Here is a 5,267-nt window from a genome sequence, read left to right as displayed (position 1 = left end):
CGTTCGCGGTGCGACCGAGCCCGTTCATGCGGACCCCGCCCGGGTTGGCCCTGGGAGATGACATCGGTCCCCTGGGCAAGTTCGGGTTCCACGGCAACCACGTCGTGCCGATCGTGTGCGACAGCCGCAAGGGCGCCGGCTATGAGTTGGGCCTCCAGATCACCAAGCCCACGCGGCGCCCGGCAGCCGCGGCCGGCTGGATCGTCACCTACACCAGCCACGGAAAGCGCTATCACGTGCAGGTCCCACCGGAGGTGAAGCTGTGCAGTGAGGAGTCCGCCGACGAGGGTGCCTGCGGCCGGATCACGCACGAATCCCTCACCTCCGGGTGAAAGCTCCACGGCAGCGCGTTCCGGAGCAGACGGCATCGACGAGCTGTGTGGCCGGCACCGATCCTCCGCCGGGAAGGGGCTCGCGACGGTGGAGCCGAATCCTCAGAACCGGGCCGGCTCGCGGTAGCTGCCCCACACCTCGCGCAGGCTGTCGCAGATCTCACCCAACGTCGCCTCGGCACGCACGGCGTCGAGCATCGCCGGGATGAGGTTCTCCTCGGTGCGGGCGACCTCGACCATCTGCTGGACCGCTGCCTTGGCCCGGGCGTCGTCCCGCTCGGTGCGCCGCTTCGCGAGCAGCGCCACCTGGTCGCGCTCGACCTCGTGGCTGACCCGCAGAATCTCCAGCTCGCCGCTCACCGACTCGGTGTGGCAGTTGACGCCCACGACCTTCTTGTCGCCCTTCTCCAGTGCGGTCTGGTACTGGAACGCGGCCTCGGCGATCTCGGACATGAACCAGCCCTCCTCGATGCCGCGGAGGATGCCGGAGGTGATCGGGCCGATCTCGTGCCGGACAGTGCCGTCGGCGTCGCGCTCCTTGCCGAGCTCACCCAGCTGGCGGATCTTGTCGAAGATCTTCTCGGCCTCGGCCTCGATCGTGTCGGTGAGGGCCTCGACATACCAGGAGCCGCCGAGGGGGTCGGCGACGTTGACGACGCCCGTCTCCTCCATGAGCACCTGCTGGGTGCGCAACGCCACCTCGGCGGCCTGCTCGGTCGGCAGCGCCAGCGTCTCGTCGAGGGCGTTGGTGTGCAGCGAGTTCGTCCCGCCCAGCACGGCCGCGAGCGCCTCGACCGCCGTGCGCACGACGTTGTTCATCGGCTGCTGGGCGGTGAGGCTGACACCGGCGGTCTGGGTGTGGAACCGTAGCCACTGCGCCTTCTCGGTCTTCGCCCCGTAGACGTCACGCAACCAGCGCGCCCAGATCCGGCGGGCCGCGCGGAACTTGGCGATCTCCTCGAAGAAGTCCAGGTGGCTGTCGAAGAAGAAGCTCAGGCCGGGCGCGAAGACGTCGACGTCCAGGCCGCGGGACTGCCCCAGCTCCACGTAGCCGAAGCCGTCAGCGAGGGTGAAGGCCAGCTCCTGCGCGGCGGTCGAGCCGGCCTCGCGGATGTGGTAGCCGGAGACCGACAGCGGCTTGTAGGCCGGGATGTTCTGCGAGGTGTACTCCATCAGGTCGCCGATGAGGCGCAGGTGCGGCTCCGGCGCGAACAGCCACTCCTTCTGGGCGATGTACTCCTTGAAGATGTCGGTCTGCAGCGTGCCGTTGAGCGTGCTGATGTCGACGCCGTCGCGCTCGGCGGCCACGAGGTACATGCAGAAGACCGGCACGGCCGGGCCGCTGATCGTCATCGACGTGGTGACGTCGGAGAGCCGGATGTCCTGGAACAGCGTCTCCATGTCCTTGGCGGAGTCGATCGCCACGCCGCAGTGACCCACCTCGCCGAGGCTCAACGGGTCGTCGGAGTCGCGACCCATGAGGGTCGGCATGTCGAACGCCACGGACAGTCCACCGCCACCGCGGGCCAGGATCATCTTGTAGCGCTCGTTGGTCTGGACGGCGTTGCCGAACCCGGCGAACTGCCGGATCGTCCAGGTGCGGCCCCGGTAGCCGGTCGGGTAGAGCCCGCGGGTGAAGGGGAACTCCCCCGGCCACCCGATCCGCTCGAAGCCCGGATAGGCAGCTTCCGCCGCGGCGTCAGCCGGCCCGTAGGCCGGCTCCACCTCCTGGCCGGACAGGGTCGTGAAGTCCGCGTCGCGGACCCGGCCCTTGGCGAGGGCCTCGTCATACCGCTGCTGCCAGCGCTGCCGACCTGAGGGTGTGGGGGATGCGGAGGGGGACGTCATACCCCCAATTTACTAGGACGTCCTACTAACTGTCACCCGCGAGCCTCGCTCCGCTCGATTCTCACTCGGCGTCGAAGTCGCCAAGTCCTTGGGCACTTCTCCGCTCTCGCTCCGAGCCTCGCTCCGCTCGATTCTCAGTCGGCGTCGAAGTCGCCATGTCCGTGGGCGCTTCTCCGCTCTCGCTCCGAGCCTCGCTCCGTTCGATTCTCACTCGGCGTCGAAGTCGCCGGCCCCCAGCCGCACCTTCCGCAGCAGCGCGAACAGCTGGGCAAGCTCGGCCGGGGTGAGTGCCTGGAGGCTGAACCCGGCCTCGGCCAGGTCGCGCGCGGCCCGCTCCATCACCTCGACACCCTCGCCGGTGATGCAGGCCAACGTGCCGCGGCCGTCCTCAGGGTTGGGCACACGCTCGACCAGCCCCTGTGTGGCCAGCCGCTGCACGATGTGCGTGGCGCTGGTGGGGTGGACCATGAGCCGCTCCCCGACCTTGCTCATGGGCAGCCGCCCCTCACGACTGAACGCGAGCAGGACCAGCGCCTCGAACCGGGCGAACGTCAGCCCGTGCGGCGCCACGCGGGCGTCGAAGTCGGCGATGAGCAGCTGCTGCACGCGCATGATCGACGTCGCCGCCGCCATCGCCACCGGCGCCGAGCGCGGCCCCCAACGGGCACGCCAGAGGTCGCGGGCACGCACGATCGGGTCGAACGGCAACCGGACTCGGGTGGGCACGGCGCCCAACCTAGTCTGGGTGGCATGCGCTACCTCGACGTCCCCGCGTTGGGACCGCCTGCTCGCGCGTCGGCGACGTCACAGCAGTCCCAGTCCCCTCCGCAGGTCAGCCGAATCGGCTTGGGCACGTGGCAGTTCGGCTCCAAGGAGTGGGGCTACGGCGAGGAGTATGCCGACCACACGGCCGCCGTGATCGTCCGCCGAGCGCTGGACCTCGGCGTGACGCTGTTCGACACCGCGGAGATCTACGGCTTCGGGCGCAGCGAGCGGATCCTGGCGGCGGCGCTCGGTGCGGACCGGACGCGCGTGGTGGTGGCCAGCAAGCTGTTCCCGATCCTGCCGGTTCCCGCCATGGTCCGCCGCCGCGCACAGGCGAGCGCCCGGCGCCTCCAGCTCGACCGGATCCCGCTCTACCAGGTCCACCAGCCGAACCCCGTCGTGCCGGACTCGGTGACCATGCGCGGGATGGGCGAGCTGCTCCGCGACGGGCGGATCGGTGCGGTCGGGGTGTCGAACTACTCCCTGGCGCGGTGGCGCCGGGCCGACGCCGCCCTGGGGCAGCCGGTCGTCAGCAACCAGGTCGAGTTCTCGTTGGCCCGGCCGGGTCCCCTGCGCGACCTCGTCCCGTTCGCCCAGCGCGAGGACCGGGTCGTGATCGCGTACAGCCCCCTCGCGCAGGGGCTGCTCGGCGGCCGCTACGGCCCCGGCAACCGCCCCGGTGGTGTCCGGGCCGCCAATCCACTCTTCAGCGAGGAGAACCTGCGCCGTGCCGCACCGCTCCTGAACCGGCTGCGCGAGGTCGCCGCCGCCCACGACGCCAAGCCCGCGCAGGTGGCGCTGGCCTGGCTGATCAGCCTGCCACAGGTCGTGGTGATCCCGGGAGCCTCCAGCGTCGAGCAACTCGAGCTCAACGTGGCGGCGGCGGAGCTGGTGCTGGCCGACGACGAGGTCGCCTCGCTGACCGCGGCGGCCCAGGCGTTCACGCCGGTGTCGGCGGCGCGCACCGCCGTCGACGCGGCCCGGCAGCGACTGTCCCGAGGCCGCCGCTGACGCCAGCGGCGTGCGGTGGAATCTCCCGCCGCACGCCGGTCCCGGGCTCCCCGATGATGGCGGCCACCAACGCGTCGGGGTCGACGGGCGTCCTCGTAGGGTAGGCACCGCCCGGCGCGGTAGCGCTCGAGCCGGGCAGCGGTCGGCGCGCGTCGCTGCGCCGGCGCTCGCGGCGCAGCCAGATCCCCAGGGCCTCTTCCTCAGCCCCAAGACGGTGGAGTACCACCTGCGTCACGTCTACCTGAAGCTGGGGATCAGCTCTCGCGAGGAGCTCGGCCGGGCGTTCGCCGACGGGTCATGAGGTCTGGCGGGCCCCCTGCCGCACCATCCGCAGCTCGGTGGTCCCGGTCGGCTCGTGCAGCTTGGTCCCGCCGTCGAGCTCGAACCCGTGCTTGCGGTAGAACGCCACGGCCCTCGCGTTGCCCGCCAGCACCCACAGGTATGCCGCGCGCTCACCGAGCGCGGTGGTCAGCAGTTGGGTGGCCAGCCCGGTCCCGTGCTGGGCGGCCAGGACGTTGAGCACCCGGAGCTCGGTCTCGACCGGGCGCTGGTCGTCACGTCCGGGGCCGACCACGACGAAGCCGACCGGCTCGCCGTCGCAGGTGCCGACCAGCGTCGTGGTCGCCGGCTCCGGCGCGGACAGGTTCTGGCGCCACCGCTCGCCCCGCGCCAACGCGTCCAGGCCGGCGAGGTGCCGCTCGGGCATCAACCCCGCGTAGGCCTCGCGCCAGATCTGCACGTGGATGCGCCCGAGCACCGGTGCGTCGGAGACGGCGGGCGGGCGCACGGCATACCGGGGCGACGGGGTCGTGCGGCCGCGGGGCGACGGAATGACCGAGTCGCTGCTGGCACCGTCCGTCACGAGGCCGACGAGTGCCGTTCGACAGCAGAGTCGAGGCGCTGGACCTTCTCGGTGAGCTGGCCGGTGTAGCCCGGGCGGATGTCGGCCTTGAGCACGAGGCCGACCCGGCCGCCGTCGCTACCGGCCGCCTCGCAGGCGCGCTTGATGACGTCCAGGCACTCGTCCCACTCGCCCTCGATCGTGGTGAACATCGAGGTGGTCTCGTTCGGCAGGCCGGATTCGCGGATGACCTTGATGGCGCCGGCGAGCGACTCGCTCACACTGCCGTTGTCGCCGACCGTGGACGGGGAGATGGAGAACGCGAAGAGCATGCCTCGACTCTAGGCCCGTCGAACCCGACCGGAGGGCCGCCCTTACCACGTGGCGCCCGAGCCGGACCGCGTCGATCGTGGCGCCGGATCGTTGTGCCGTGACGGCCGCCACCACGACCAGAACGGCACATCGATCCG

The 5,267-nt window shown here is 71.1% G+C and carries 7 protein-coding genes; 3 read left to right on the top strand and 4 right to left on the bottom strand.

The annotated features are described in order from the left end of the window. On the top strand, positions 1–332 hold a 332-nt coding region (locus tag VFL99_RS06545), incomplete at its 5' end, for a hypothetical protein (RefSeq protein WP_325105531.1). 102 nt (positions 333–434) lie between these two features. Here VFL99_RS06545 and VFL99_RS06540 read toward each other — a convergent pair. Continuing rightward, positions 435–2,180 carry an acyl-CoA mutase large subunit family protein gene (locus VFL99_RS06540; protein ID WP_325105530.1) on the bottom strand — a complete coding sequence of 582 codons (1,746 nt, stop codon included), beginning with the start codon at positions 2,178–2,180 and terminating at the stop codon, positions 435–437. Positions 2,181–2,387: 207 nt separating this feature from the next. Beyond that, positions 2,388–2,906, bottom strand: coding sequence for a MarR family winged helix-turn-helix transcriptional regulator (locus VFL99_RS06535; RefSeq protein WP_325105529.1), 519 nt, complete (start codon positions 2,904–2,906; stop codon positions 2,388–2,390). A gap of 24 nt (positions 2,907–2,930) precedes the next feature. Between VFL99_RS06535 and VFL99_RS06530 the strand changes: the two genes are divergently transcribed. Both VFL99_RS06530 and VFL99_RS18340 read left to right on the top strand, forming a co-directional pair. Beyond that, positions 2,931–3,956, top strand: coding sequence for an aldo/keto reductase (locus VFL99_RS06530; RefSeq protein ID WP_325105528.1), 1,026 nt, complete (start codon positions 2,931–2,933; stop codon positions 3,954–3,956). Positions 3,957–3,966: 10 nt separating this feature from the next. Further along, complete coding sequence (locus VFL99_RS18340) at positions 3,967–4,257, top strand: LuxR C-terminal-related transcriptional regulator (RefSeq protein WP_414713727.1); 291 nt, start codon at positions 3,967–3,969, stop codon at positions 4,255–4,257. Here the strand turns inward: VFL99_RS18340 and VFL99_RS06525 are convergent. Continuing rightward, positions 4,252–4,818 (bottom strand): GNAT family N-acetyltransferase, encoded by a 567-nt coding sequence (locus VFL99_RS06525; protein WP_325105527.1) that lies wholly within the window; start codon positions 4,816–4,818, stop codon positions 4,252–4,254. The genes VFL99_RS18340 and VFL99_RS06525 overlap by 6 nt on opposite strands. Next, a complete protein-coding gene (locus VFL99_RS06520) occupies positions 4,815–5,129 on the bottom strand; it encodes a thiamine-binding protein (RefSeq protein ID WP_325105526.1) in 315 nt (104 codons plus the stop codon). Before VFL99_RS06520 ends, VFL99_RS06525 begins: the two co-directional genes overlap by 4 nt. Between the last annotated feature and the right edge of the window lie 138 nt (positions 5,130–5,267).

It is taken from the genome of Segeticoccus sp., from assembly GCF_035708005.1.
This window is presented reverse-complemented; position numbering and strand designations above follow the sequence as displayed.